The 22,626-nt window shown below is 62.6% G+C and carries 21 protein-coding genes and 1 pseudogene; 10 read left to right on the top strand and 12 right to left on the bottom strand.

The window, feature by feature from the left end:
- Window positions 1-329: 329 nt before the first annotated feature.
- Window positions 330-1,631 (top strand): ISL3 family transposase, encoded by a 1,302-nt coding sequence (locus ACP8LP_RS03040; protein WP_221268287.1) that lies wholly within the window; start codon window positions 330-332, stop codon window positions 1,629-1,631.
- Between the two features lie 913 nt (window positions 1,632-2,544).
- Here ACP8LP_RS03040 and ACP8LP_RS03035 read toward each other — a convergent pair.
- Complete coding sequence (locus tag ACP8LP_RS03035) at window positions 2,545-3,819, bottom strand: ATP-binding protein (protein WP_484483274.1); 1,275 nt, start codon at window positions 3,817-3,819, stop codon at window positions 2,545-2,547.
- Between the two features lie 303 nt (window positions 3,820-4,122).
- Here ACP8LP_RS03035 and ACP8LP_RS03030 point away from each other — a divergent pair, with 303 nt between their 5' ends.
- Window positions 4,123-4,746: an ASCH domain-containing protein gene (locus tag ACP8LP_RS03030; protein ID WP_316088132.1), complete on the top strand. Its 624-nt coding sequence runs from the start codon at window positions 4,123-4,125 to the stop codon at window positions 4,744-4,746.
- 260 nt (window positions 4,747-5,006) lie between these two features.
- On the opposite strand, the pseudogene ACP8LP_RS03025 reads toward ACP8LP_RS03030, so the two are convergent.
- Window positions 5,007-5,132 (bottom strand): annotated as a pseudogene (locus ACP8LP_RS03025) (hypothetical protein); the annotation flags it as partial.
- 194 nt (window positions 5,133-5,326) lie between these two features.
- On the opposite strand from ACP8LP_RS03025, the gene ACP8LP_RS03020 reads away from it, so the two are divergent.
- A complete protein-coding gene (locus ACP8LP_RS03020) occupies window positions 5,327-6,604 on the top strand; it encodes an ATP-binding protein (RefSeq protein WP_484483354.1) in 1,278 nt (425 codons plus the stop codon).
- Here the strand turns inward: ACP8LP_RS03020 and ACP8LP_RS03015 are convergent.
- The 4 genes from ACP8LP_RS03015 to ACP8LP_RS03000 form a co-directional block, all read right to left on the bottom strand.
- Window positions 6,593-6,679 (bottom strand): HepT-like ribonuclease domain-containing protein, encoded by an 87-nt coding sequence (locus tag ACP8LP_RS03015; RefSeq protein WP_368431041.1) that lies wholly within the window; start codon window positions 6,677-6,679, stop codon window positions 6,593-6,595. The genes ACP8LP_RS03020 and ACP8LP_RS03015 overlap by 12 nt on opposite strands.
- A 555-nt stretch (window positions 6,680-7,234) precedes the next feature.
- The gene (locus tag ACP8LP_RS03010; protein ID WP_002549314.1) at window positions 7,235-8,143 is read right to left on the bottom strand and encodes a phosphotransferase enzyme family protein; all 909 of its coding nucleotides are present in this window, start codon (window positions 8,141-8,143) and stop codon (window positions 7,235-7,237) included.
- On the bottom strand, window positions 8,143-8,334 hold the full coding sequence (locus tag ACP8LP_RS03005) for a hypothetical protein (RefSeq protein WP_042842861.1): 192 nt from the start codon (window positions 8,332-8,334) through the stop codon (window positions 8,143-8,145). The genes ACP8LP_RS03010 and ACP8LP_RS03005 overlap by 1 nt, the downstream gene beginning before the upstream one ends.
- Before the next feature lie 30 nt (window positions 8,335-8,364).
- Window positions 8,365-9,309, bottom strand: coding sequence for a class I SAM-dependent methyltransferase (locus ACP8LP_RS03000; RefSeq protein WP_316088122.1), 945 nt, complete (start codon window positions 9,307-9,309; stop codon window positions 8,365-8,367).
- A 250-nt stretch (window positions 9,310-9,559) separates the two neighbouring features.
- Here ACP8LP_RS03000 and ACP8LP_RS02995 point away from each other — a divergent pair, with 250 nt between their 5' ends.
- Both ACP8LP_RS02995 and ACP8LP_RS02990 read left to right on the top strand, forming a co-directional pair.
- Window positions 9,560-10,339 carry a hypothetical protein gene (locus ACP8LP_RS02995; RefSeq protein WP_484483273.1) on the top strand — a complete coding sequence of 260 codons (780 nt, stop codon included), beginning with the start codon at window positions 9,560-9,562 and terminating at the stop codon, window positions 10,337-10,339.
- A gap of 27 nt (window positions 10,340-10,366) precedes the next feature.
- A complete protein-coding gene (locus ACP8LP_RS02990; protein ID WP_484483272.1) occupies window positions 10,367-10,849 on the top strand; it encodes a hypothetical protein in 483 nt (160 codons plus the stop codon).
- Between the two features lie 400 nt (window positions 10,850-11,249).
- Here ACP8LP_RS02990 and ychF read toward each other — a convergent pair whose 3' ends face one another.
- The gene (ychF, locus tag ACP8LP_RS02985; protein ID WP_484483271.1) at window positions 11,250-12,320 is read right to left on the bottom strand and encodes a redox-regulated ATPase YchF; all 1,071 of its coding nucleotides are present in this window, start codon (window positions 12,318-12,320) and stop codon (window positions 11,250-11,252) included.
- A 54-nt stretch (window positions 12,321-12,374) separates the two neighbouring features.
- Window positions 12,375-13,655 carry a M18 family aminopeptidase gene (locus ACP8LP_RS02980; RefSeq protein ID WP_484483270.1) on the bottom strand — a complete coding sequence of 427 codons (1,281 nt, stop codon included), beginning with the start codon at window positions 13,653-13,655 and terminating at the stop codon, window positions 12,375-12,377.
- Window positions 13,656-13,733: 78 nt separating this feature from the next.
- Here ACP8LP_RS02980 and ACP8LP_RS02975 point away from each other — a divergent pair, with 78 nt between their 5' ends.
- Entirely contained in the window at window positions 13,734-15,020 is a 1,287-nt protein-coding gene (locus ACP8LP_RS02975; RefSeq protein ID WP_484483269.1) for a DNA recombination protein RmuC, read from the top strand.
- On the opposite strand, the gene ACP8LP_RS02970 is transcribed toward ACP8LP_RS02975, so the two are convergent.
- The gene (locus tag ACP8LP_RS02970; RefSeq protein ID WP_065673705.1) at window positions 14,964-15,935 is read right to left on the bottom strand and encodes a 4-hydroxy-3-methylbut-2-enyl diphosphate reductase; all 972 of its coding nucleotides are present in this window, start codon (window positions 15,933-15,935) and stop codon (window positions 14,964-14,966) included. The two genes, ACP8LP_RS02975 and ACP8LP_RS02970, sit on opposite strands and share 57 nt — an antisense overlap.
- 155 nt (window positions 15,936-16,090) lie before the next feature.
- Between ACP8LP_RS02970 and ACP8LP_RS02965 the strand changes: the two genes are divergently transcribed.
- The 3 genes from ACP8LP_RS02965 (at window position 16,091) to ACP8LP_RS02955 (ending at window position 18,881) form a co-directional block, all read left to right on the top strand.
- The gene (locus ACP8LP_RS02965) at window positions 16,091-17,149 is read left to right on the top strand and encodes a YncE family protein (protein WP_484483268.1); all 1,059 of its coding nucleotides are present in this window, start codon (window positions 16,091-16,093) and stop codon (window positions 17,147-17,149) included.
- A 236-nt stretch (window positions 17,150-17,385) separates the two neighbouring features.
- Window positions 17,386-18,633, top strand: coding sequence for an exodeoxyribonuclease VII large subunit (gene xseA, locus ACP8LP_RS02960; RefSeq protein WP_252908577.1), 1,248 nt, complete (start codon window positions 17,386-17,388; stop codon window positions 18,631-18,633).
- Entirely contained in the window at window positions 18,630-18,881 is a 252-nt protein-coding gene (locus ACP8LP_RS02955) for an exodeoxyribonuclease VII small subunit (protein WP_016667146.1), read from the top strand. Before xseA ends, ACP8LP_RS02955 begins: the two co-directional genes overlap by 4 nt.
- A gap of 6 nt (window positions 18,882-18,887) precedes the next feature.
- Here ACP8LP_RS02955 and ACP8LP_RS02950 read toward each other — a convergent pair whose 3' ends face one another.
- From ACP8LP_RS02950 to trhA, 3 genes are all read right to left on the bottom strand, one after another.
- Window positions 18,888-19,403, bottom strand: coding sequence for a DUF4245 domain-containing protein (locus ACP8LP_RS02950; RefSeq protein ID WP_065673712.1), 516 nt, complete (start codon window positions 19,401-19,403; stop codon window positions 18,888-18,890).
- A gap of 78 nt (window positions 19,404-19,481) precedes the next feature.
- Complete coding sequence (gene phoH2 / locus ACP8LP_RS02945) at window positions 19,482-20,861, bottom strand: RNA 5'-3' helicase PhoH2 (RefSeq protein WP_021108787.1); 1,380 nt, start codon at window positions 20,859-20,861, stop codon at window positions 19,482-19,484.
- Window positions 20,862-20,977: 116 nt separating this feature from the next.
- Complete coding sequence (trhA, locus tag ACP8LP_RS02940; RefSeq protein ID WP_063279717.1) at window positions 20,978-21,646, bottom strand: PAQR family membrane homeostasis protein TrhA; 669 nt, start codon at window positions 21,644-21,646, stop codon at window positions 20,978-20,980.
- 149 nt (window positions 21,647-21,795) lie between these two features.
- On the opposite strand from trhA, the gene uppS reads away from it, so the two are divergent.
- The gene (uppS, locus tag ACP8LP_RS02935) at window positions 21,796-22,617 is read left to right on the top strand and encodes a polyprenyl diphosphate synthase (RefSeq protein ID WP_016667142.1); all 822 of its coding nucleotides are present in this window, start codon (window positions 21,796-21,798) and stop codon (window positions 22,615-22,617) included.
- The last annotated feature ends 9 nt before the right edge of the window (window positions 22,618-22,626 follow it).

The raw sequence follows: 22,626 nt of genomic DNA, 5'->3' as shown, positions 1-22,626 counted from the left end.
CTCCACCGTATCCAATCCACGTGGCGATGCGACGCACACACGAGCCGACCCCCAAACGCAACTGCAGGAATTTGGTCCGCCGGAGGAGGAATAAGAGCGCGATGCAGATGAATGCTGAGACGGTGAGAAGACAGCTGATCGCCAACATGTTGTAGCTGATTGCAGCAGAGAGCACCGCCGATACGATGCCATCATTCGCACCAGTGATACTCACAAACATCCCGACTAATACGGCTCATCCCAGTGAACGGTGGGTGGTGAGGTTGTAGGCAGGGGTCGAGGCCCTCGATGATGGAGGTTCCTACCCCGTCCATACCGAGAGCCTCGATGTGTTCAACGCTACCTTCTGTCGTCCGGATCTGACTACCTTCCTCGGCTTGGCCGACCTCGGCTTGGAGGCGATCGGGCTCCGTCTCGAGGCTGGTCGTGCTGTGATTGAGTGTGTCCCGATTAGCGACGACAGTTGGTGCCATCGCTGCGGATGTCGGGGTGTTCGGCATGGGGTCGTGGACCGTTGGTTGGCGCATATTCCGTTGGGTTGGCGCCCCACGATGCTGCTGGTTCGCCTGCCCAGGTATCGCTGTCGCGGGTGTGGTTGCTGTTGGCGTCACGACCTGGAGTTGGCTGCTGGGCCGCGAGCCAAGATGACTCGTGCCGCGGTCTGCTGGGGGCTGGAAGCACTGGTGGTGGATCGGCTCTCTATCTCGCGGATAGCGGCGGCGCTCGGGGTCGCTTGGGACACCGCGAACACCGCGATCCTCGACGCCGGGCAGCAGTTGCTCATTGAGCATCCTGGCCGTCTGAACGGGATCGAAGTCCTGGGTGTTGATGAGCATGTCTGGCGCCACACTCGGCTGGGCGACAAGTACGTCACGGTCATCATCGACCTCACACCGGTCCGCGATGGCAGCGGTTCGTCCCGGCTGCTCGCGATGATTCCCGGGCGCTCCAAGGCAGTGTTCAGGACTTGGCTCGATCAGCAGTCCCAAGACTTCCGTCAAGGAGTCGAGATCGTGGCGATGGACGGCTTTACTGGGTTCAAGACCGCGGCCGCTGAGGCGATCCCTGATGCGGTCACGGTCATGGACCCTTTCCATGTCGTCAAGCTCGCCGCAGACGCTTTGGACGCGACCCGACAGCGGGTCCAGCAGGAAGTCCATGGGCATCGCGGCCGCAACCATGATGCGCTCTATCAGGCCCGGCGGCTACTCCATACCGGCTTGGATCTGCTCCGACCACGACAGATCGAGCGACTCGAGGACCTGTTCGCCTGCGATGATCACGTCGGCGTCGAGGTGACATGGAGCGTCTATCAGCAGCTGGTCTCGGCTTACCGGAGCAAGGACGCCACAGCCGGGAAGGCCTCGCTCGCCCGCATCATCGAGTCGCTGGCCCACGGGGTCCCCAAGGCTCTGCCCGAGTTGGCAAGACTTGGCAGGACGCTCAACAAGCGCCGCAGCGACGTCCTGGCGTTCTTCGATCATCCCGGCACCAGCAACGGCCCTACCGAAGCGATCAACGGACGGCTCGAGCACCTCCGCGGGACCGCTCTCGGGTTCCGTAACCTGACCAACTACATCCGAAGGGCAATACTCGACACCGGCGGTTTCAGACCCGCCTTCCACCGATGATTGGGAAGAGCCACTAATACGACAACAACGATTGCGATGTATATCACCCCTACGATCCAGATCATTGTGGGAATAGAGACAACATTGTCGAAGCTGTCGGCCGTGATATGAACTTCCCGCCACCCGCAAGGCGCGGCAAGTGTGAAGAACCGTTTGGCCTTGGACTTTGTCTCTTGCCATGTCCTATCGCAGCGATATCGGACGTACGCGCGCACTGTTGTGGAGCCCTGGCGCTCGGCTCCCTGGAGGAGTCTGCACGTTACATACGCCGTGCTCATAGCAATGAGCGCCACGGGATAGACCGCCAACACAGACCTCGGAGCGATGGATAACCATGGTCGCTACGGCGAGTGCCGCAGACACAATGCTGATCTCTTTCGTGGCCGCGAGGCTTCGAAGGTGGTCACGAGCGAACGCAGCTTTCAACTTCATCATCGCGATCCGGACGACTACACAGACAACTAAGAGGGCAACTAGCGTCCCAATATGCATGGAACAATTATTGTTCCATGCTCTAACATCCAGTCCATTCGTACGAACCACTCGTGCGCCAGTGCCCGAACGTGACAGGCTCCTCCAACCAGGAGGCCTGCTTGCGCAACTCCCCAACGACGAAGGTTTCGAGTAGATGCCCGAAGTCGATGAGTGACGTCGGGTCAATGCCGGTGGATGTCTCCGGGGGGAAGGGAGCCGGAGTAAACGAGCGGTCAACCCTGATTTAACAACGTGAACCTCTGGCTTCGCGCTCACACGCGAGCGAAGGTTCTTACCCCCGGAGGGACGACGCACGACCAGAAAACGGGCCCTCAAGAGGCGAAAATGATTCTAGGCAGTGGGCCGACTGAGGCCCACTATCAGACGTTGAATCTAAACTCGACCAAGTTCCGGCACGCAAAACCATTTACACATCCATTCAGGACGGCACTGGCATCCAGAGCCGGTCGACGGGCATCACGTGCAACCGGTCCTCGTAGGTGTATGAGCGGCTACCGGTGGTCAGCACAATGCCGCCAATGAACCTTGCCCCCAGCAAGTCACGAAGTTGGGCCAGACCTCGGAAGTCCTTGCCAGGGGCACGCTCACTGGCCTTGATCTCAAACGCGACAACCCGACCGTCGTCGTACTCGATCACCAGATCAACCTCCGCACCGTCGCTCGTCCGCCAATGTCCCAGCGTGACAGGCTCATCGAGCCACGACGCCTGCTTGCGTAACTCCCCGACGACGAATGTCTCCAGCAAGTGTCCGAAATCCGTGAGCGAGGTCGGGTCGATTCCGGTGAGCCGGTCCGGAGTGAGCCGGAGCAGGCGGGTAGCCAGACCGGAATCGACGACGTGGACCTTGGGCTTGGCATTCATCCTGGAGCGGAGAGTCTTCCCCCAGGCCGGGAGACGCACAATCAGGAATAGGTCCTCGAGGAGCCGGACGTGAGCCTCTGCGGTTGGGCGACTGACGCCGATCTTCTCGGCCGCCGCTGTCACGTTGAGCAGCTGGCCGGTCTGCCCCGCCACGTACCCCAAGAGATCTGCAAGGGCCTGACGCTCACGAATCTTGCTGAGCTCGACGGCATCCCGCTCGACAGAAGCCCGAACAAAGTCGTCGAACCACCGACTCCGCGCTGCTCCGGACCGACGCAGCGCCAGGGGCATTCCCCCGGAGCACACGCGATCGACATACTCCGACCGCGCCGTGGCTGACGCCGGAACAGCCTGGACAACAGCACCGACATCGCCCGAGAGCACCTCGAGCAGGTTGTCTCGCGCTCCCCCAAGCTCCCCCTGCGAGAGCGGCCAGATGACTAGCGAGTGAAGTCGTCCAGTCAGCGCCTGCGATGTCGACGGCAGAGCATCCTGGCGCGTGGAGCCCGTGACGACAGCCGTCCCTGGAAGGCTCCCCTCACGATTCAACCGCGCTTTGAGCGCATCAAGCACATCCGGGACTCGCTGATACTCGTCGATGCACACTGGAGCTCCGACTCTCGCTGTGGCCGCCAGGTTGCCTTGGACCGCCTCACGCACCTCAACGTCGTCGAGGTCGATCACCGAACCGCTAACCGCCTCGGCGAAGCCGCGCAGCACCGTCGACTTCCCCACCGACCGCGGGCCATGCAGGGCGATCACCGGCTCGATCCGCATCTGCTCAGCAAGAAGATCGCTGATGCGACGGGGAACAAATCCATCCAGCTCCATGCCCTCGACTTAGCAGACGCGAGCCTTCAAACCTTACAAACATGAGCGCATGGACTTGACGAACTTGCGGACTGAACCTCCGACTATCACCACACAAGCAGACCGAACGGATGCCCTACTGTGTCCGCGAGAATGAAGAGCGGCTGATCACTTTCGTCCACGCAAGGCTCTGACCAAGGGGCTTTCACGTTGAAACAGAGCTCGATCGAATGCCGGCGCATACCCGACATCCAAGGCGCAAGCCCGTGGCTACGCATTCTCCGGCTTCGGTGTGGCTTGCACCCCGATTGATACCGTTGGGACATGATCACCGCCGCACTCCGACAGCTCGTAGAGACGGCCACTGCCTATGCAAAGCAGTGCAACGATGACAACAACCACACAGTCGCTGCAGCATTGCTGACCAGATCGGGCCAGACCGTGCTTGGCTTAAACGCCTTCCACTTCCTCGGCGGCCCATGCGGCGAGATCTCCGCCCTTGCCAACCACGCAGCCACGTGCCCAGAAGACCCCATCGACGCTATCGTCGCGGTCTACGGCCCGACAGGCCAGGTGATTTCTCCGTGCGGAAAATGTCGTCAGGTATTGTTCGACACCGCCCCTGCCATCCAATGCGTCATCCGTGTCAGCAACGGCCTCGAAGCAGCAACTGTCTCGGAGCTTCTTCCCCACGCCTACGACTGGCGCGCCAGGGAACTCCCACAAAAGATCTTCATGTGGGAAGGTTACGAGCCGGCCATCAGAGATGGGTCCAAGCGCCAGACCATCCGCGTCGACGACCCCTTCCGACCTGGACCAGCGCAGCTCGTCTTCGAGAAAGAGAGTGGCGAGACCAGCACCATCGACGCGACAGTCACCTCCGTGCTTGCCACACGCCGTTGCGACCTCACTGAGGAACAAGCACAACGGGACGGCTCGCCTCATTGACCGAGCTACACCAAGCCCTCGATATGCACTACCCCGGCCTGGAAATGGAAGACAACATCGACGTCGTGACTTTCGAATTGAGCGACACCGCAGAATACGATTCCAACCCCAGAGGTTAGTTGTTGAAGCGGACTCGACCGACTTCCGGTTTAACATGCAGTTCTGCTACTGCTTCTGGGTATTCGGATGGCAAGTCGGGGGCATTGCTTACCCCCGCCGGCATCAGATCCTGCCGAAGCACACGGCCACGGGGATCTGCTTCAGCGTATGGCTCGTAGAGCCTCAGCGCAGCGGCGCGAACCATGTCCGCCCGCCCCGATCTCCAGATAGCGCACGCCTAATTTCCGCAAGGCCTCGATGCCATGGTCCATGAGCGCACGCCCGACTCCTTGCCTTTGGGATCACAGGTGCGCATCTACGCGAACGCTTGCATGGGCAAAAGTACAGCGGCGCCTTTGGCGGTGGTTCTGCCTGCGGTCTGATCGGCAGGATTGCTGCTGAGTGACCGATCTAGAGTGTGCTATTTGACTGATATTAACTCGGCTAAGTGACTGATTCAGGCAATAGTACTGGTAGGGTCATGGGCATGGACTACACCCGTCGTATCGTCGATGGAGAGCTGGATGAGCTGTTCGGCGAGATTCCCGCTCTCGCCTTGGATGGCCCTAAGGCGGTAGGCAAGACCACGACCGCGCGCCAGAGAGTACGCACTGTGGTCCAGCTTGATCGTCGTGCCGAGGCGGAACCCGTTGCAGCTGATCCATCGATCATCCTGCGCCGCTCTGAACCCGTTCTATTGGATGAGTGGCAGAAAGTGCCCGCCGTGTGGGATGTGGTGCGGCATGCTGCTGATGAGGATCCTCACGGCGGGCGTTTCCTGCTAGCAGGCAGCGCTTCCCTCCAACGCGATGCCACGGCGCATTCGGGCGCAGGAAGGATCGGAAGGTTGCGGATGCGGCCCATGACGCTTTCTGAACGCGGAGTGGTGGAGCCAACTGTCAGCCTTGCTGGGCTCCTGTCTGGTGGGGAAGTGCGTTTGGTCGGGGATACCACCTTCGCCTTGACCGACTACGTCAAGGAGATCTGCTCCTCCGGTTTCCCTGGCCTACGAGGCCTTGGATCTCGTGCGTTGCGGTTCCAGCTGGAGTCCTACCTCCGCAATGCCGTGGACCGGGACGTCGCAGATCAGGGACTGGCGGTACGACGGCCAGAAGCAATGATGGCCTGGCTGCGTGCCTATGCCGCTGCCACGGCATCGACCGCCAGCTACTCCCAGATTCTGGACGCGGCTACACCTGGTGAGAGTGAGAAGCCAGCCCGGTCCACTGCCAACAGCTATCGTGACGCCTTGGCGTCGTTGTGGCTGTTGGACCCGGTCCCCGCGTGGAGTCCGACTGGCAGCCTCATGAAGCGGCTAGGGGCCAGTCCCAAACATCATCTTGCCGATCCTGCGCTCGCCGTCCGGCTTCTCGGGCTGACTGCTGCTGCGCTGCTTGATGGTGAGGGCAAGCCGTTGGCATCGGCGACAGGAGGGCTGCTTGGCCCATTGTTCGAGTCTTTGGCCACTCTTTGTCTCCGGGTTCCGGCGCAAGCCGCCGAAGGTGAGGTATTTCACTTACGCACCCGCAACGGGGATCATGAGGTTGACCTGATTGTGGTTCGGCCGGATGGCCGCTTCCTGGCCGTTGAGGTCAAACTGGCGGCGACTATCGAGGACGCTGACGGCAAGCACCTTCGCTGGTTGAAGGAGAGGACTGGGGATCGGATGCTGGATGCTGTCATCGTCAACACGGGACCCCACGCATATCGACGCGCCGATGGAATTGGCGTCGTGCCCCTGGCGTTGCTAGCCCCGTAGACACTCATGTTTAAGCCCTCGCCACACAATGACATGGTCGAGTACGCCATAGTCGTGAGCGATGATGTTCCGCATCCCGATGCTGCGGTCGACATCTGGCACCCGGCAGCAGTCTCCGGATCAGTATGACGAAGTCAGTCCAGCACGTCCCACAAGTGGGCTCTAGACATCGGCAACATAGATGGTCTCCGCCTAAGCCAGCGCCAATTCCGCGACGCCGTAATGTCTCGCGGCGCCGCTTATCGCACCCCGGTCGATGCTCACGGCAATAGCCACGCCCCCCAACATCGCATCAACCAGGGAATAGCAGCGCGAAACCGACGTGCCGCAGTTGGGCGAGGATGGATGACCCAGCACGACTCAGCGTCACCGGTGCAGAATGAACGACGACTGTAGACGGTTTCGTCTACAGTTAATAAAACAGAATTATGAGTGTGCGCGCTGCAACCGCCCCAGGTGGACTGTCCCCGACGACGAGCCAGATCGAGACACCTGGTCAGCAGGACCGCCATGGGCGAAGCCAGCACGATCCTCGCTGAAATTGCCGGATGTCACCAGCGCCGCCTCTTTGTCAACAGACTCCATGGGCATGGTCCTCGTCCTCTCGAATGGCCCGCGCCGGCGTGGCTACTAATGCTTGAGCAATTCGCACACGATGTGAATCTTGCTGGCTTGGGAACGAACCAGATCGGTATTGCCTGTCCCAGTCAGGAGTTTCTGTCCGTGGTGGACAACGCTCTCGAACTTGATCCCGAGAATCGACAGAAGGAGATCGTCGAGAGAGAACACCTGTCCGCCAGCTTCCGCATAAAGCTCGAGCAAGGCGGCAAGCCCTGCACAGGTGTCTGTCCAGCCCGACCGATAGAGAATCGTCTGCCCCACGACCGCGAGATCGTGTAAAACCGAATCCCACCGCACTGACTCCCAGTCGATCAGTCCGGTGAGGCAACCCTCGCGATCCAGCCGTAGGTTGGGATAGGATGGATCTCCGTGAATCAGTTGCCGAGGCTCCCGGCGCAATGTCGCCGCGCCCCAGAGGTCGAGACCCGAGATAATCTGCGCGGACTCCTCCTCGGTGTACGGAAGCACCTCCCTCCTAAGAAGTGCGCGGGCTTGCTGGGCGTACTCCGCAGTGGAGATCGTGTGTGAGCCGAACCTCTCCGGGAGGGGCGCCATCGCACGGTGCAGCCGGGCCAAGGCAACTGCCACGGAAGCGAGGTCCTCGTGGGATTCCGGCGAGGGCGCGCGCCCGTGCACTGATTCCGTCAAGCGCCATAGGCGCCCCTCGTAGCGGATCCACCGCTCACCGCAGCGGGTCGGCACGATGCGAGGCACATCGAACGAGCTCAGCTCGGGTCGCCGGAGGACGGCCTCCACCGTTTCCCACGCAGGCTGAATGCTGTCGACGTCCGCCGCCAGCCAGGCGTCTTCACCCACTTGCCACGTATCTTTGTTGAGACCGCTCAACTCTCGCCTAAGCTCGGCCTCGATCCCCCAGTTGACTAAGACGGCCCGAGCCTGCTTATCACTATCGGCCATCACATCTCCTCGCGGCAGCGTTCCCACAGCGCATCGACATCGACCTCAACGAGTGCCTCGGCGACCTTTGCACGGGCAGCATCGTCCAAGACGAGGACGAAGGCATCACTGCGGATTGGCCGGTAGCCGCGCAGCATTTTGGCCCCATAGGCCGTCGGCCCCACCTCCACCCTCTTCAAGCCATGCGCCATAGCGTATTCCAAGATGCGGAGTAACAGATCTCATAATAGAGCGGCAGTTTGCCAAACGCCTCGTAGTCGCCGCCCCACATCGCCGAGACCAGGGTTTCGCCCGCATACATGGCCACGACGCTGCCCACGCAGCGTGCCATCCGCGTCACGCGCCGTCACCGCGAACGTCTTATCAGGGCACTCGCGCGCCAGCATTAGGCTGTACGAGATCTCTGTCAGAGGCTGACGGGCCTCCTCTCCGTGGTACTTCGCGTCGATGTTGCCCTTGAGAACCTCGGACTCACGCGCGAGCTCCTCGGTGAGAGGCTCCTCCATGATCACTAGGCCTGATTCCTCCACGGCGCGCCGCTCACGATGGATGCGCACACGACGGCGCGAGGGGACGCTCTGGAGATAGTCATCGAAGCTGGACCAGGACACCTCAATCGAGCACGACCGCATGGAGGGAAAACGGGCGAAGCCGCGGGCAGCGAGTTCCCTGACCACCTCACCGTCCGCAGGGTCGGCGTAGCGTAAGCATACGCTGGCGCAGCCCTCTTGGCATGAGTCAACAGGGGACTCCACCACGTCACCGTAGAGGGTCGTCTGGACGCACCACACCGGCTTCAGGAGCCGCTCCATACGACGAGGTACCGAAATAAACGGAAGCCGCGGGAAGGAACGGCCCGGCAAGACAGTCCTACCCCGGCGGCGCGCTTGCCGATACGTCATCGACTCGTCGAACTTCTTCGGTGCTGAATCCTCCGCATACCCGCGGAGCCTCGCGTAGTACCGATGTTGGATGGACCTGACGGCGTCATACGCCAAATCCTCTGGTGTAGAGCTGTGCGCCACACCGAGGGTCGCCAACGTGCCGCCGGTGGCGACCAAACCGCGCAGTCGCTCCAGCGCCTCGCAAAAGTCCTGGAGGTGATAAAACGCCGCCACCACAGTGACCAGGTCGAAACGGTCGCGCCGATCAAATGCATTAAACATCTACCCTCGTGAGACTGTCATGCCGGCTTCAAACCAACCTGGAACGTTTCACAGTGCCGCGTCAGGATGGTGGACTCACACGCTAGGCTGTGAACTCATGGCGAGGATCCTCGACATCCTATTCACCCCCATCCGCTGGATTTGGGGAACCATGTTCAGGTCGCAGGAGGGCATGGGACCTAGTTCCTCTTGGGACGCGTCCAGTCCCTATTCCTTCATCGTGCTGGCGGGGTTCTGTCTGGTGGCCCTCGTGTCTGCCTACGCAATATGCGCTTTCGCTATTCATTGGGCGCTGACGTCCATTGAATGGCATTGGAACAACCTCCTCCGGAAGCGCGCCGAACGCGGCACCGTTGATGACATGCTCGATCTCGCCGTGCAGGTACGACGGTCAACAAGCCGGCTGTACTCCTTGGCCTCACGAACGGGTGTGCGCTACGCGTATTCAGACAGTTCCGACCGCACAGAGCTGCCTGGTGCCGATAAGCTGCCACAGCGCCGAACGTCGAGGTACTTCACCACTACAGTGATCATCGTAGGGCGACTCGCCGTCTTCCTCTTTAACATGCTCCGGGCAGCCGTCTCAAGCTTCTTTGGCCTTTACGTTCTGGTGGGCACAGCATGGACGCTTCGTCCGCACTGGTTTACCGCATCTGTCGACACTTTCCGTAACTGGACCCGGATGTGGGACCCGGCCACGGCTCCCACCGCCATCGGCCTGATCGCCACCGTCCTGGGTCTGATTACCGCCTATGCGTTTTCCACGAAGCGGCGAGCCCGACATAAGAGCATGTTCGACGCCGCCGTTGCCGCAGAGAACACCCTTGCCACAATGGGGCCACGAGCCGCGATGGCGGCCAATCAGGTAGCTAGGCTCGCTCATACCGTAGCTCGACATGATCGCATCTTCTACGACGACCTCGTGGCCGATCTCAGGGATAGACACCTCATGTATGACGGTCAGATCAAAAGCGTCAATCACGTCAACGCGAACACTTCGTTCCAGTCATCCCAATTCCGCCGATCATAGGGATTCCGACCCGTGGTGAATAGAGACATGTGGGCGGAGCTCTGCGAGCAGCGCGAGACCACATTGGCCGAGCTCAGTAGTCTACAGAAAGCTTCATCTCAGGTGGAGTCGCTGTTGCCGTTTGTTCGCCAGGCCGGTGGGCACAGCCGGGCCTTGTTACTAGACTGCCACCCGCAGTCTCCTCGCACCAACCCCTGGCGAGCCGTCTCGCGCTACGACGAGGAACGTTATAGGAAGCAGCGTGAGGACCTTGACTCGCTGGTCAGCACATTGGCATACACGAAGAGCGGCACCACCGAGGATGACAGCTCCACCGTCGACGTGCCGCAGACCAACCTCGAACAGTCCACGATAGAGAACAAGATAGAGGAGCTGCAACGGAAGAGCCGCCGCTGCCTCTGGGATCTCGCTGAGCTCTACGCAAAGCTTGTGCTCTGCGATGAGGAGGTTAATCGCTCGCGGAATCCGCGCGGCATTAATGCAATCCTGAGCCGGTTCATCAAGCCCTAATGCACTCCCCTGGACGAGACTTATGCACTTATAGGGAAATCCCTCTCACGCCGCTTCCACGAACCTGTGGCCCACGATGGACTCGAATCCGACCGGGGCCAAATTCCCAGATACGCTTGCCTGCGACAGCGAAGAGTCCGCACAATCCGTCTGCTGATTCTCTCCCGGGGGTTCGTCTCTGATGGCCGAGTCGGCAATGTCCGGGACTTCTACAACAACAGTGCAAAGAAGGACTCAATAACGCATTGCATCCGGTAACACCGACTTGGCCCATAGACTCGATGAATGCATAGGGGTATGGGGTCCTGACGGTCACCCCCAACGCCCCTTGTCAATTACAGCAATGACGGAGTTCAACAAGAAACACGAATCTTATTCCGATCTATCCAAGCACGGCCAGCTACACATTAAACCTAAACTCCACTACGTCACCATCCCGCATAACGTAGTCCTTGCCTTCCAGGCGCAACTTTCCAGCGGCCTGGGCCTCCTTCTCTCCACCGAACTCGACGAGGTCGTCGAAGGACACCACCTGGGCCTTGATGAACCCCTTCTGAAAGTCGGTGTGGATGACGCCGGCAGCCTCGGGAGCAGTGTCACCCTTGCGGATCGTCCATGCTCGGGACTCCTTGTCCCCAGCAGTCAGGAAGGTCTGCAGACCGAGGGTGTCGAAACCGACACGGGCGAGCTTGTCCAGACCGGGCTCCTCGATACCGGCGTCGGCGAGGAACTCGGCGGCATCGTCGGGCTCCATCTCGGCCAGCTCGGCCTCGAACTCGGCGTCCAGGAAGATCGCCTCAGCGGGAGCAACCAGCTCCTCCATCTTGGCCTGGAAATCGGCGTCACCCAGCTGATCCTGATCGCAGTTGAAGACGTAGATGAAGGGCTTTGTCGTCAACAGGAACAGATCGTGCAGCGGCTCGGGATCAAGCCCGGCCGAGAAGATCGTCCTGCCTTCCTCGAGCACCTTCTTGGCCTGCTCCCACGCCTCGGCCTTGGGGCGCGACTCCTTCTTGATCGCGGCTTCTTTCTGCAGCTTGGGCAGCTGCTTCTCCATCGTCTGCAGGTCGGCAAGCACCAGCTCGGTGGTGATGGTCTCGATGTCGTCGGAAGGATCCACGTGACCATTGACGTGGGTGACGTCGTCGTCGAAACACCTCGTCACCTGGCAGATGGCGTCGGCCTCACGAATGTTGGAGAGGAACTCGTTACCCATCCCCTCGCCCTTGCTGGCGCCCTTGACGATTCCAGCGATGTCGACGAAGGACACCGTCGCGGGAATGGTCTTGGCGGAGTGGAACATCTCCGTCAGCACATCCAGACGCTTGTCCGGAACCCCGACCACGCCGACATTCGGCTCAATGGTCGCAAAGGGATAGTTCGCCGCCAGGACGTCATTCTTGGTCAGCGCGTTGAACAGGGTCGACTTGCCGGCGTTGGGAAGACCGACGATTCCAATCGTAAGTGCCACGTCGAGCCATGGTAGTCGCCGCCTCCGACAGGGGCGACGGCGACACCGCTGGCCTCAGGCTCCCTGCCAGTATGCCGCCAGGGCAGCCGTGATGTACTCCAGGTCCTTGACGCCGGCGAGCTCGCGGGTGGAGTGCATCGACATCAGCGGAACGCCGACGTCAACCGTCAGCATGCCGAGCCTCGTCGCCGTCAGCGGCCCAATCGTCGAGCCACACGGCACCGAATTGTTCGACACAAACTCCTGAGTCGGAACACCAGCCGTCACACAAGCACGCTTCCACAGCGCCCCGCCGACACCATCAGTGGCGTACCGCTGGTTGGCATTGATCTTGAGCAGCGGACCCTCGTTGAGCAGCGGATGGTTGGCCGGATCGAACTTCTCGACGTAATTGGGATGCACGCCGTGGCCGGCATCCGAGGACACGCACGACGACCTCGCGATCATCGCCCGGTAAGCCGCGCCCGTCATGCCAAGACCCTCAGCAATCCGCACCAGGACGTCCTCGAGGAAGGGTCCGCAGGCGCCGGATCGAGTCGACGAGCCGACCTCCTCATGATCGAAACACGCCATGAGCGCCACGTCGTAAGCGGGCGTGACGTCGACGAAGGCGGCCACCGAGGAGTGCACCGAGGACAGGTTGTCCATGCGCTGGCTGGCCAGAAACTCCCCGTAAGGCCCGATGACGGCCGGGGACTGGGTCAGGTGGGCGAAGACGTCGTGGAAGGCGAGGTCGGAACGCTTAATGCCAGCCTCCTCACACAGCAGGTCCTCGACATCGAGGTCGGGGCGACCCACCGACAGGATCGGCATGAGGTGACGCTGACGATCCAACGTGAGGTCATCGTTGACGGTGCGATCCAGGTGCGGGGCCAACTGGCTGATGCGCAGGATCGGGCCGGTGCGCACGAGACGCACCTGGCCGTCCTTGGTGACGAGACGGCCGGACAAGCCGAGGTCGCGGTCGAGCCAGGAGTTCAGCAGACCACCGCCGTAGACCTCCATGCCGACCTGCTGCCAGTCCTGATTGGTGACGGTGGCATTCGGCTTGAGCTTGAAGGACGGGGAGTCGGTGTGGGAGCCGACGATCCTGACGCCAACCTTGTCAGTGACCTTCTCCGGGGTGACCCAGGCAATGACCGCTCCGTCACGGACCACGTAGCAACGTCCCTCGACCGACGACCACGACTCGGTCTCCTCAAGCTTCTGGAACCCGGCCCCGTCAAGCCGTCGCGCCAGCTCGGCGGCCGCATGATACGACGTGGGAGACGCCTCCACGAAGGAGATGATGTCGCGGATGTGATCCGAAGTCGCGGTGTCAACCATGGCGACCATTCAACCATCATCCGTTGTTCTCCACGGTGGAACACGACCGTCGTCAACCATGTCGGAGGCGGCTGCGACCCTCGTGCCATGACGAACATCGTTGTCGGGCTCATTGGTCTGGTCATCGGTCTGGCCATCGGAGTGGGTATCGGTTGGCTCATCGCCCAGTTGAGGGCCTCCCAGCGGGTCGCCGAAGCCACCACGACGGCGCAGGTTGCCACCGAGCGTCTGGAGGCTGCCGAGAAGGTCACCGCCGACCGTGACGCCCTGGCCACACAGTTCCGGGCGCTGTCCGCCCAATCCATGGCCGATCAGGACGAACGCTCCACCCGGGCGGCGCAACGGACGATGAGTGACGCCCAACGCCTGCTCGCCCCCGTCTCCCTTGCCTTGGAACGGCTGGACCGGCGGCTGGCCGAGGTGGAACAAGAACGCACAGCCATGACGGCGAGTCTCCGCGAGCAGGTCGCCGGGGTGAGCAACGCCGGGGAGAACCTGCGCAAGGAGACCGCCAGCCTCGTCACCGCCCTACGCAAACCGCAGGTGCGCGGCGCCTGGGGCGAGATGCAGTTGCAGCGCACCGCCGAGGTGGCCGGAATGCTGGAACACTGCGATTTTCAGACCCAGCAGACAACGACCGCCCAGGGCACTCCTCAGCGTCCCGACATGACGGTGAGGCTCTCGGGTGATCGGTGCATCCACATCGACGCCAAAACTCCATTGGCGGCCTTCCTCGACGCCGCCGAGTGCGAGGATCCCGAGGAGTACGACGCCCAGATGGCGCGGTTCGCCCGCCACGTGCGAACCCACATCGACCAGTTGTCGGCCAAGGGGTACTGGCGCACAGACCTGGACTCCCCGGAGTTCGTGGTGTGCTTCCTGCCGTCCGATGCCTTCCTCCAGGCCGCCCTGCAGGAAATGCCTGATCTGCACGAGTACGCCAACCGTCGTGGAATCGTGCTCGCCAGCCCGTCAGTTCTCATCCCGATGCTGAGAACGGTCGCCCTGGCATGGCGTCAGGAAGCCGTCACACAGTCCGCGGCGGAGGTCGCCGCGCTGGGACGCGACCTGCACAAGAGACTCGGAACCCTGGCCGGAAATCTCGACAAGATGGGACGATCCCTCAACTCGACGGTGCGCGCATACAACACCCTGTTGGGTGGCATGGAGACAAGGGTTCTCGTCCAGGCCCGGCGGTTCGAGGATCTCGGGGTCACCGACGAGGACATTTCCTCACCTGCGCCGATCGAGGAGACAGCACGCCCCCTCACAGCGCCGGAACTGACGGAGCATCAGGGCGAGGACGACTCCCCTACCTCAGTTGGCGGCCGTGCGACGCTTGCGCAGCTGCGGAGGCAGGGCGAAGGACAGTGACTCCTCGATGAGGGTCTCCTCCTCGGCCTGCGGCCAACCCTTCGAGGTGAGCAGGTCGAGCACACCCTGAACGAGGGTCTCCGGCACCGACGCACCCGAGGTGACACCGATGCTGTCGACCCCGTCGAGCCAGGATTCCTCGATCTCACCGGCATTGTCGACGCGGTAGGACGCCTTGGCCCCCGACTCGAGGGCGACCTCGACCAGGCGGCCGGTGTTCGACGAGTTCTTCGACCCCACCACGATGACGAGGTCGCACTTGGGAGCCATCTGCTTGACGGCATGCTGACGGTTCTGGGTGGCGTAGCAGATGTCGTCGGACGGCGGATTGATGAGCTGTGGGTGCAGCTGACGGATCCGGTCGACGGTCTCCACCGTCTCGTCAACGCTCAGGGTCGTCTGGGACAGCCACGCCACCGGACGATCAGGGTCCAGCTGCAGACCATCGACGTCCTCGGGGGTCTGCACAAGAGTGATGTTCTCGGGAGCCTCACCCGTCGTCCCCTCGACCTCCTCGTGGCCGGCGTGGCCGATGAGCAGGATCTGGGTGTCGTCGTTGGCGAACCTCTTGGCCTCGTGATGCACCTTCGTCACCAGCGGGCAGGTGGCATCAATGGTCCGCAGACCACGATTGGCCGCTTCGTTCTTGACTTGGGGGGAGACGCCGTGGGCCGAGAAGACCACCAAGGCGTCATCGGGCACCTCGTCGAGCTCGTCGACGAAGATGGCACCGCGCTCCTCCAGGGTCTCCACGACGTGACGGTTGTGCACGATCTGCTTGCGCACGTACACCGGCGCGCCGTAGGCCTCCAACGCCTTCTCGACGGTCACGACCGCGCGATCAACGCCAGCGCAGTAACCGCGCGGTGCGGCGAGAAACAGCCTCTTGTCAGTGTCAGCCCCCGAAACAGCCATGGCTCCGAGTCTACGGGTACGCCATCATCTGGCGAATCTCCTCGAGTTCGCCCATCGAGGACTCACCGTAGCCACGTTCACCCATAATTCTTCGAAGGTGCACATTCACGGCCGTCATCTGCCACTTCGACTTCCTCAGTTCTGAACCATGAGTGATGCCGCATCCACAAGACTGCGTCGTGGCGTCGCCTCGGCGTGCGTCCTCCTCACCGCAATCGCAACGACCGTCACCTTCACCCCCGGCCAACGCGGCCCCGAGCGACGAGAAGGCCGGCCCCACCTCGGGATCCACCGGCCGCACCACCGTCGGTCAGCTTCTGACCCCAGCCGGTCAGCTCACCACCCTCGGTGACCTCCCCCTCAACGAGGTCCTCTCCCCCGATGGCAAGTACCTCGTCATCAGCAACAACGGCCAGGGAACCCAGTCCTTGCAGGTCGTTGAAACTGCTTCTGGCAAGGTCGTACAGACCATCCCCTACAAGTCTCCCGAGAGCCTGTACATGGGCCTGGTCTTCAGCCCTGACGGCAAACACCTGTTCGCCAGTGCCGCCGGCAACCACAAGATCCGCACGTACCACTTCGACTGCGGCAAGCTCGTGGAGACCACGGCCATCCAGATGCCGGTCATCAGCCCGAAGCGAAAGAAGGTTAACCTCTACCCAGCCGGCCTGGCCGTCACGAAGGACAGCAAGCGCCTCGTCGTGGCAGACCAGCTTGCCGATGCGGTCTCGGTCATCGACCTGGCCACCAACAAGGTGCAGACCACCCACATCGGCCACCGTCCGGTCTGGGTCACCCTCTCCAAGGATTCCACCAAGGCCTTCGTCTCCTCCCAGGGCGGGTCGGACGTCGCCGAGGTCGACATCACGAAGTCCCAGCCCAAGCACTCCGTCATCCAGTCCGGCCCTCCGATCTATGACGACGATGACGACGACGACGAGGGTGAGGAGGTCAAGCCCGGAGACGTCGACCTCGACGAGGTGGGCAGCTACTCGAAGGACTCCCGGGGATTCCCGGTGTGGACCCCGGACGGTGACGACGAGAGGTTCGACCCTGCCAAGGGCATCGACCCCTGCGCTCCGAAGCCTTCGCCGAAGCCGACGCCTACCCCGACTCCCAAGCCTGGTGCCCCTGTCCCGACCACGGCCGCTCCTTCTGCCAGCAGCGGTGGGAACAACGGCGGAGGCCACGCTCTGCCGCGCACCGGAGCCTGATCAGATGAGTTGATCCCATCTACGCACGTAGTCCGGGCCGTCTGCCACCATGGGAGACGGCCCGGACTTTGTGACGGGTGGATCACCATGTCATCAGCCCCAGAAGCCCTCAAGACACGATGCCGTATGCGATTCCCGTCATACCTGTGTCGCCTCTTCGCCGCGGGGTCGAGAGGACACCTCGCGCCCGGTCCACTCCCTGCAGACTGTCGCTGTCCTCGGATAGCGTGTCGCCCATGGCAGAGCCGAACACCGTTGACAACCCTCGCTCCCTGGCGTGGGTCGTCAACGCCGTCAAGGGGTGGGTGGAACGCTGCGGGGCCATTTGGGTCCAGGCCCAGGTCATCGAGGTCACCCGTCGTTCCGGTCCCACTCAGTTCCTCACCCTGCGCGATCCCACCGAGGAGATCTCTGCCACCGCGACCTGTCATCGACGAGTCCTCGACGCCGCTGGGCCCGTCGAGTCGGGCATGACGGTCACCGCCCTCATCCGCCCGACGGTCTGGTCACGCAGCGGCCGACTCTCCTTCGAGCTCTCCGAGATCACTCCCACCGGCGAGGGCCAGCTGCTCGCTCAGCTGGAGAGACGCAAACGTCTGCTGGAGGCCGAGGGGCTCTTCGACGTCACCCTTCACAAGCCCATCCCTGTCCTGCCACGCAGTATTGGCCTCATCACGGGAGCCGGCTCGGACGCCGAACGAGATGTTCAACGACATGCCACCCTTCGCTGGCCTGCCGCCCGTTTCGTGGTGCGCAACACCTTGGTCCAAGGCCCCACGGCAGCCCAGCAGGTCATTGCGGCCCTGGCCAAGCTCGACGCCGACCCCGCCGTCGACGTCATCGTCATCGCCCGCGGCGGCGGTTCCCTGGAGGACCTCCTCCCCTTCAGCGACGAGGCCCTGGTACGAGCGGTCTACGCCACCAAGACTCCGGTCGTCTCGGCCATCGGCCACGAGCGCGACAACCCCATCCTCGACCTCGTCGCCGACCTACGAGCCTCCACACCGACAGATGCCGGCAAGCTCATCGTCCCGGACGCCGCGGAGGAGTCCCAGGCCATCGAGATGGCCGGAACCCGACTTCGCCAAGCCGTCACGAGGTTTGTCGACGTCGAGACGGCTCATCTCACCCAGGTGCGGTCCCGACCGGTGATGGTTAATCCCACGGCCACCCTCGACATCGCCGCCGAGAAACTCGACTCGGCCCTGCAGCGTCTTCGCCTCGCGACCAATCGAGCCCTGGACGCCGAGAGCCGCGACGTCGATCACATGCTCGAGAGGGTGCGCGCCATGTCTCCCAAGGCCACCTTGGATCGCGGCTACGCCATCCTTGCCGACTCCGAGGGCGACTCCATCGCCTCCGTCGATGACACCGATCAGGGAGCGAATCTGTCGGTCTACCTGTCCGACGGCACCCTCGGCGTCACCGTCGATTCCCTCGACCGACGTACCCCCAACCAACCACCGTCCCAGGAGGATTCATGAGCGAGAAGAAGTCCGAGTCGGCACCCGAGAAGCCCACCTCCGAGGAGCCCGAGATCCCATACGAAGCTGCCCGCGACGAACTGATTGGCATCGTCACCCGACTGGAGTCCGGCGGCATCTCCCTGGCCGAGACCATGAAGCTGTGGGAACGTGGCGAGAAGCTCGCCGACATCTGCCAGACCTGGCTCGACGGGGCTCGCGCCCGTATCGAAGCGGCACGCTCTGAGGCCGAGGACTCCCGGGCCTGACGGGGGTCAGAGCGTCTTCAGCATCCCCGCGTAGTCAGTGAGAACCTGATAGTCAGCATCCGCGACGATGACAGCCGCCGAGGAACCGACCTTCGTCACCAGGGCACGGGTACGGCCATCCGGGCTGACCATCTTCGTCCAGGTGTACTGACCCGCCTTGACCTTTCCATCCTCGGTGGCTGATCTCGTCACCGAGGCGATGTAAGCCTTGGCAGGCTCGTCAGACTGGTTCACGGCCAGGTAGATGTTCTCGCTGGTGAGGAATCCCAGTTCCCACCTGTTCCCCGCGGAGATGGTGTTTCCCACCCATCGATCCCCTTTGTTGGCATACCTCGCCTTGGTGGGCCGCCAGTCCTCGGGCACCTCCTTGGGAGCCAGCACCGGGTACCCGGCATGGGTGCGCGCCGACGTCGCCACGGGCTTCCAGTCAATCTTCTGGATGTTCGGCTCGTCAGGGGTCCTGGTGAAGAACCACACGATGAGCAACACGGGGACGAGGATGACAGCCAAGGACAGGAACATGTCCTTGATGCCGGCTCTGGGATTGGGTGCCACGCTCCAGATTGTTGCAGATGCGTCGCGCGGCGTCGCCTCAGCTGATCAACCGACCATGTCCTCCATCAGGCTAGTCACCAGCGCGGCGACGGGCGAACGCTCCGACCTGGTGAGGGTCACGTGGCCGAACAGATCGTGTCCTCGCAGCCTCTCGATGACCGCTGCCACACCGTCATAACGACCTACCCGAAGGTTGTCCCGCTGGGCGACGTCGTGGGTGAGCACCACCCGCGAGTTCTGCCCGATCCGCGAGAGCACCGTCAGCAGCACGTTACGTTCCAGGGACTGGGCCTCGTCGACGATGACGAAGGCGTCATGGAGGGAACGGCCGCGGATGTGCGTCAGCGGCAGGATCTCCAACATGCCACGCGACATGACCTCCTCGATGACGTAATTGTTCGTCACGCTGGTGAGGGTGTCCAGAACCGCCTGACCCCACGGGGCCATCTTCTCCCCCTCGTCACCGGGCAGGTAGCCCAGATCCTGGCCACCGACGGCATACAACGGCCGGAAGACCATGACCTTCTTGTGGAGTTGTCGCTCCAGCACCGCCTCAAGCCCTGCGCACAACGCCAACGCCGACTTTCCGGTACCGGCATGCCCTCCCATGGAGACGATGCCGACCTGAGGGTCCAGCAGCATGTCGAGGGCAACCCGCTGCTCAGCCGAGCGACCACGGATCCCGAACGCCTCCTGGTCATTGGGGATGAGCCGAGCCGAGGCGTCCGGCATCCGTCGGGCCAGAGCACTGCCGTTCGGGCCGTCCAGCACGAGTCCGGCGTGCACCGGGATCTCGTCGAAGATCGAGTCGACGACGTGTCCCTCCTCGTAGAGGGCCGAGATCATCTCGTCGGGGACCTCGAGATTGACCATGCCGGTCCATCCGCTGTCCGGGACGAGTTCGTGCCGGTATTCCTCTGCTTCCAGACCGATGGCCGAGGCCTTGACCCGCAACGGCAGGTCCTTCGTCACCAGGACGACGGAGTGCCCGGCCAGCCGGTAGTTCTGGGCAACCGCCAGGATCCGGGTGTCGTTGTCACCGAGACGGAAGCCGTCGGGCAAGCAATTCGGGTCGGAGTGGTTGAGCTCAACGAGCAGTTCGCCTCCCTCATCGTTGACCGGCACCGGCCCGACGAGGCCACCGTTGTCGAGTCGCAACTTGTCGAGGATGCGCAACGCTGCGCGGGCGAAATGTCCCAATTCCGGGTGGTGGCGTTTACCCTCCAACTCGGTGATGACGACGATCGGCACCACCACGTGATGCTCGGCGAAGTTGAGCAGGGCACGAGGATCCGACAACAGCACCGATGTGTCGATGACGTAGGTCCGCCTCCCCTCAGGTGCCGCCGGAATCGGGCTGTGGGCTCGCTCGGAGCCTTCTGGACGGACGGACACGAAAACCTCCCGTGACATGAGAGGTCGCATCGAGGAAGGAAACGTCGTCGAGGCGTCGGAAGCGGCCCCTCTGACATCAAACCTAGAGCCCGACAGGTGGAACCGGAGTGTGCGATTCGGCCATTCGTCCAGAGTTCACCAGCCGGTCAGATGACGGCAAGACCGATGGCAACCGCATGACAGATCGCGGCCACCGCAGTGCAGCTGTGGAAGACCTCGTGGAAGCCGAACCAGGTGGGTGACGGATTGGGCTTCTGACGGGCGTAGGCGACTGCTCCGACGGTGTAGAACACCCCTCCGACGAGGATCAGGATGACGACTGCTGGCCCTCCCACGCGCCAGAACTGCGGCAGCCACCACAAGGCTGTCCATCCCATGAAGACGTAGAGGATCGTCGAGGCCCACCTGGGCACGCCATTCCACACGAACCGGAAGGCCACCCCGAGCAGGGCGCAGGCCCAGATGATCGACAACAGGATTACCCTGGAGGCACCCGTCGTCAGCGAGACGGCCAGCGGGGTGTACGTGCCAGCGATGAACACCGCGATGTTGGCGTGGTCGATGCGTCGCAGGACGTCCTTGATCTTCTCACCCCACGGCACCCGGTGATAGATCGCCGAATTGCCAAAGAGCTCCAACCCGGTGAGCATCCAGATCGCGACGGCGAACCGGTTCCCCCACGTCGGTGTGACGACCATGAGGCCAACCCCGGCCAGCAAGATCAGCGGTGCCATGACGGTGTGAACCCATCCGCGCAACCTCGGTTTGGGGAGCACCGTGCCACGATTCTCGCCGCTGTTGCCTTGACGCGACATAGCCTGCGGTCCTCCTCCTCGACAAAACCTACGGTTCGGTAGGTTCTGCCGCCACCCTACCCTGCCAACGAGGTCTGCCCACGACTCGATCTCGGCCTCACCGCGTGAATTGCGGACCGTTTGTACCGAGCACTGACTAATCTGGACCCATGAGCAGCCTGGACAACCGTCTGTCGAAGGTCAGTGAGACCCTCGACCGCATGCACCCGTCCGGACTGCTGTACACCACCTACGAAGCGCGACTGCTAGACCAGCTCGATCGCAGTCGTCTGCCCCAGCACGTCGCCGTGCTGGCTGACGGCAACCGCCGTTGGGCTCGTCTCAACGCACCTGGACAGCCCTTGGTGGCCGGTTACGAGGCGGGCGCGGATCGCCTCCGAGAGTTCTGCGCCTGGTGCGACGCCGTCGGTATCCCGATCATCACACTGTGGGTGCTGTCGACCGACAACCTGCAACGCGCGGAAACCGGCGAACTTGGACCCCTCCTCAAGGTCATCGAGTCCCTCGTCGGCTCCCTGGCAGAGAATCCACGCTGGCGGGTCCAGGCCGTCGGAGACCTCGATCTGCTACCCGCCGAGATGGCCGAGTCCCTCTGCCGCGCCGGTCGCAACTCGGCCGACCACGTCGGCATGCACATCAACGTCGCGGTGGCCTATGGCGGTCGTCACGAGCTGCGCGACGCCGTCCGCTCACTACTTGCCGAGGAGGCCGAGAAGGGCACCAGCCTGGCCGATCTAGCGGAGACCCTCGAGATCGACCAGATCGAGGACCACCTCTACACCCGCGGCCAACCCGATCCGGATCTCATCATCCGCACCTCGGGCGAGCAGCGACTGTCGGGCTTCCTCATGTGGCAGAGTGCCCACTCCGAGTTCTACTTCTGCGAGGCATTGTGGCCCGACTTCCGCAAGGTCGACTTCCTGCGGGCCCTCCGCTCCTTCACCCAGCGGGAGCGACGCTACGGCCGCTGACCTACCGGG

This window comes from Cutibacterium sp. LaCa_89, assembly GCF_058177555.1.
The sequence above is the reverse complement of the archived record's forward strand: the minus strand, read 5'-3'. Positions and strand labels throughout refer to the sequence as shown.

What these genes read in the sequence shown, in the direction of transcription:
- ACP8LP_RS03035 (WP_484483274.1), bottom strand. Translation starts at nt 3,819, where the DNA reads ATGGAGCTGGATGGATTTGTTCCCCGTCGCATCAGCGATCTTCTTGCT.
- ACP8LP_RS03030 (WP_316088132.1), top strand. Translation starts at nt 4,123, where the DNA reads ATGATCACCGCCGCACTCCGACAGCTCGTAGAGACGGCCACTGCCTAT.
- ACP8LP_RS03020 (WP_484483354.1), top strand. Translation starts at nt 5,327, where the DNA reads ATGGGCATGGACTACACCCGTCGTATCGTCGATGGAGAGCTGGATGAG.
- ACP8LP_RS03015 (WP_368431041.1), bottom strand. Translation starts at nt 6,679, where the DNA reads ATGCGGAACATCATCGCTCACGACTATGGCGTACTCGACCATGTCATT.
- ACP8LP_RS03010 (WP_002549314.1), bottom strand. Translation starts at nt 8,143, where the DNA reads ATGGCCGATAGTGATAAGCAGGCTCGGGCCGTCTTAGTCAACTGGGGG.
- ACP8LP_RS03005 (WP_042842861.1), bottom strand. Translation starts at nt 8,334, where the DNA reads ATGGCGCATGGCTTGAAGAGGGTGGAGGTGGGGCCGACGGCCTATGGG.
- ACP8LP_RS03000 (WP_316088122.1), bottom strand. Translation starts at nt 9,309, where the DNA reads ATGTTTAATGCATTTGATCGGCGCGACCGTTTCGACCTGGTCACTGTG.
- ACP8LP_RS02990 (WP_484483272.1), top strand. Translation starts at nt 10,367, where the DNA reads ATGTGGGCGGAGCTCTGCGAGCAGCGCGAGACCACATTGGCCGAGCTC.
- ACP8LP_RS02980 (WP_484483270.1), bottom strand. Translation starts at nt 13,655, where the DNA reads ATGGTCGCCATGGTTGACACCGCGACTTCGGATCACATCCGCGACATC.
- ACP8LP_RS02975 (WP_484483269.1), top strand. Translation starts at nt 13,734, where the DNA reads ATGACGAACATCGTTGTCGGGCTCATTGGTCTGGTCATCGGTCTGGCC.
- ACP8LP_RS02970 (WP_065673705.1), bottom strand. Translation starts at nt 15,935, where the DNA reads ATGGCTGTTTCGGGGGCTGACACTGACAAGAGGCTGTTTCTCGCCGCA.
- ACP8LP_RS02965 (WP_484483268.1), top strand. Translation starts at nt 16,091, where the DNA reads ATGCCGCATCCACAAGACTGCGTCGTGGCGTCGCCTCGGCGTGCGTCC.
- xseA (WP_252908577.1), top strand. Translation starts at nt 17,386, where the DNA reads ATGGCAGAGCCGAACACCGTTGACAACCCTCGCTCCCTGGCGTGGGTC.
- ACP8LP_RS02955 (WP_016667146.1), top strand. Translation starts at nt 18,630, where the DNA reads ATGAGCGAGAAGAAGTCCGAGTCGGCACCCGAGAAGCCCACCTCCGAG.
- ACP8LP_RS02950 (WP_065673712.1), bottom strand. Translation starts at nt 19,403, where the DNA reads ATGTTCCTGTCCTTGGCTGTCATCCTCGTCCCCGTGTTGCTCATCGTG.
- phoH2 (WP_021108787.1), bottom strand. Translation starts at nt 20,861, where the DNA reads ATGCGACCTCTCATGTCACGGGAGGTTTTCGTGTCCGTCCGTCCAGAA.
- trhA (WP_063279717.1), bottom strand. Translation starts at nt 21,646, where the DNA reads ATGTCGCGTCAAGGCAACAGCGGCGAGAATCGTGGCACGGTGCTCCCC.
- uppS (WP_016667142.1), top strand. Translation starts at nt 21,796, where the DNA reads ATGAGCAGCCTGGACAACCGTCTGTCGAAGGTCAGTGAGACCCTCGAC.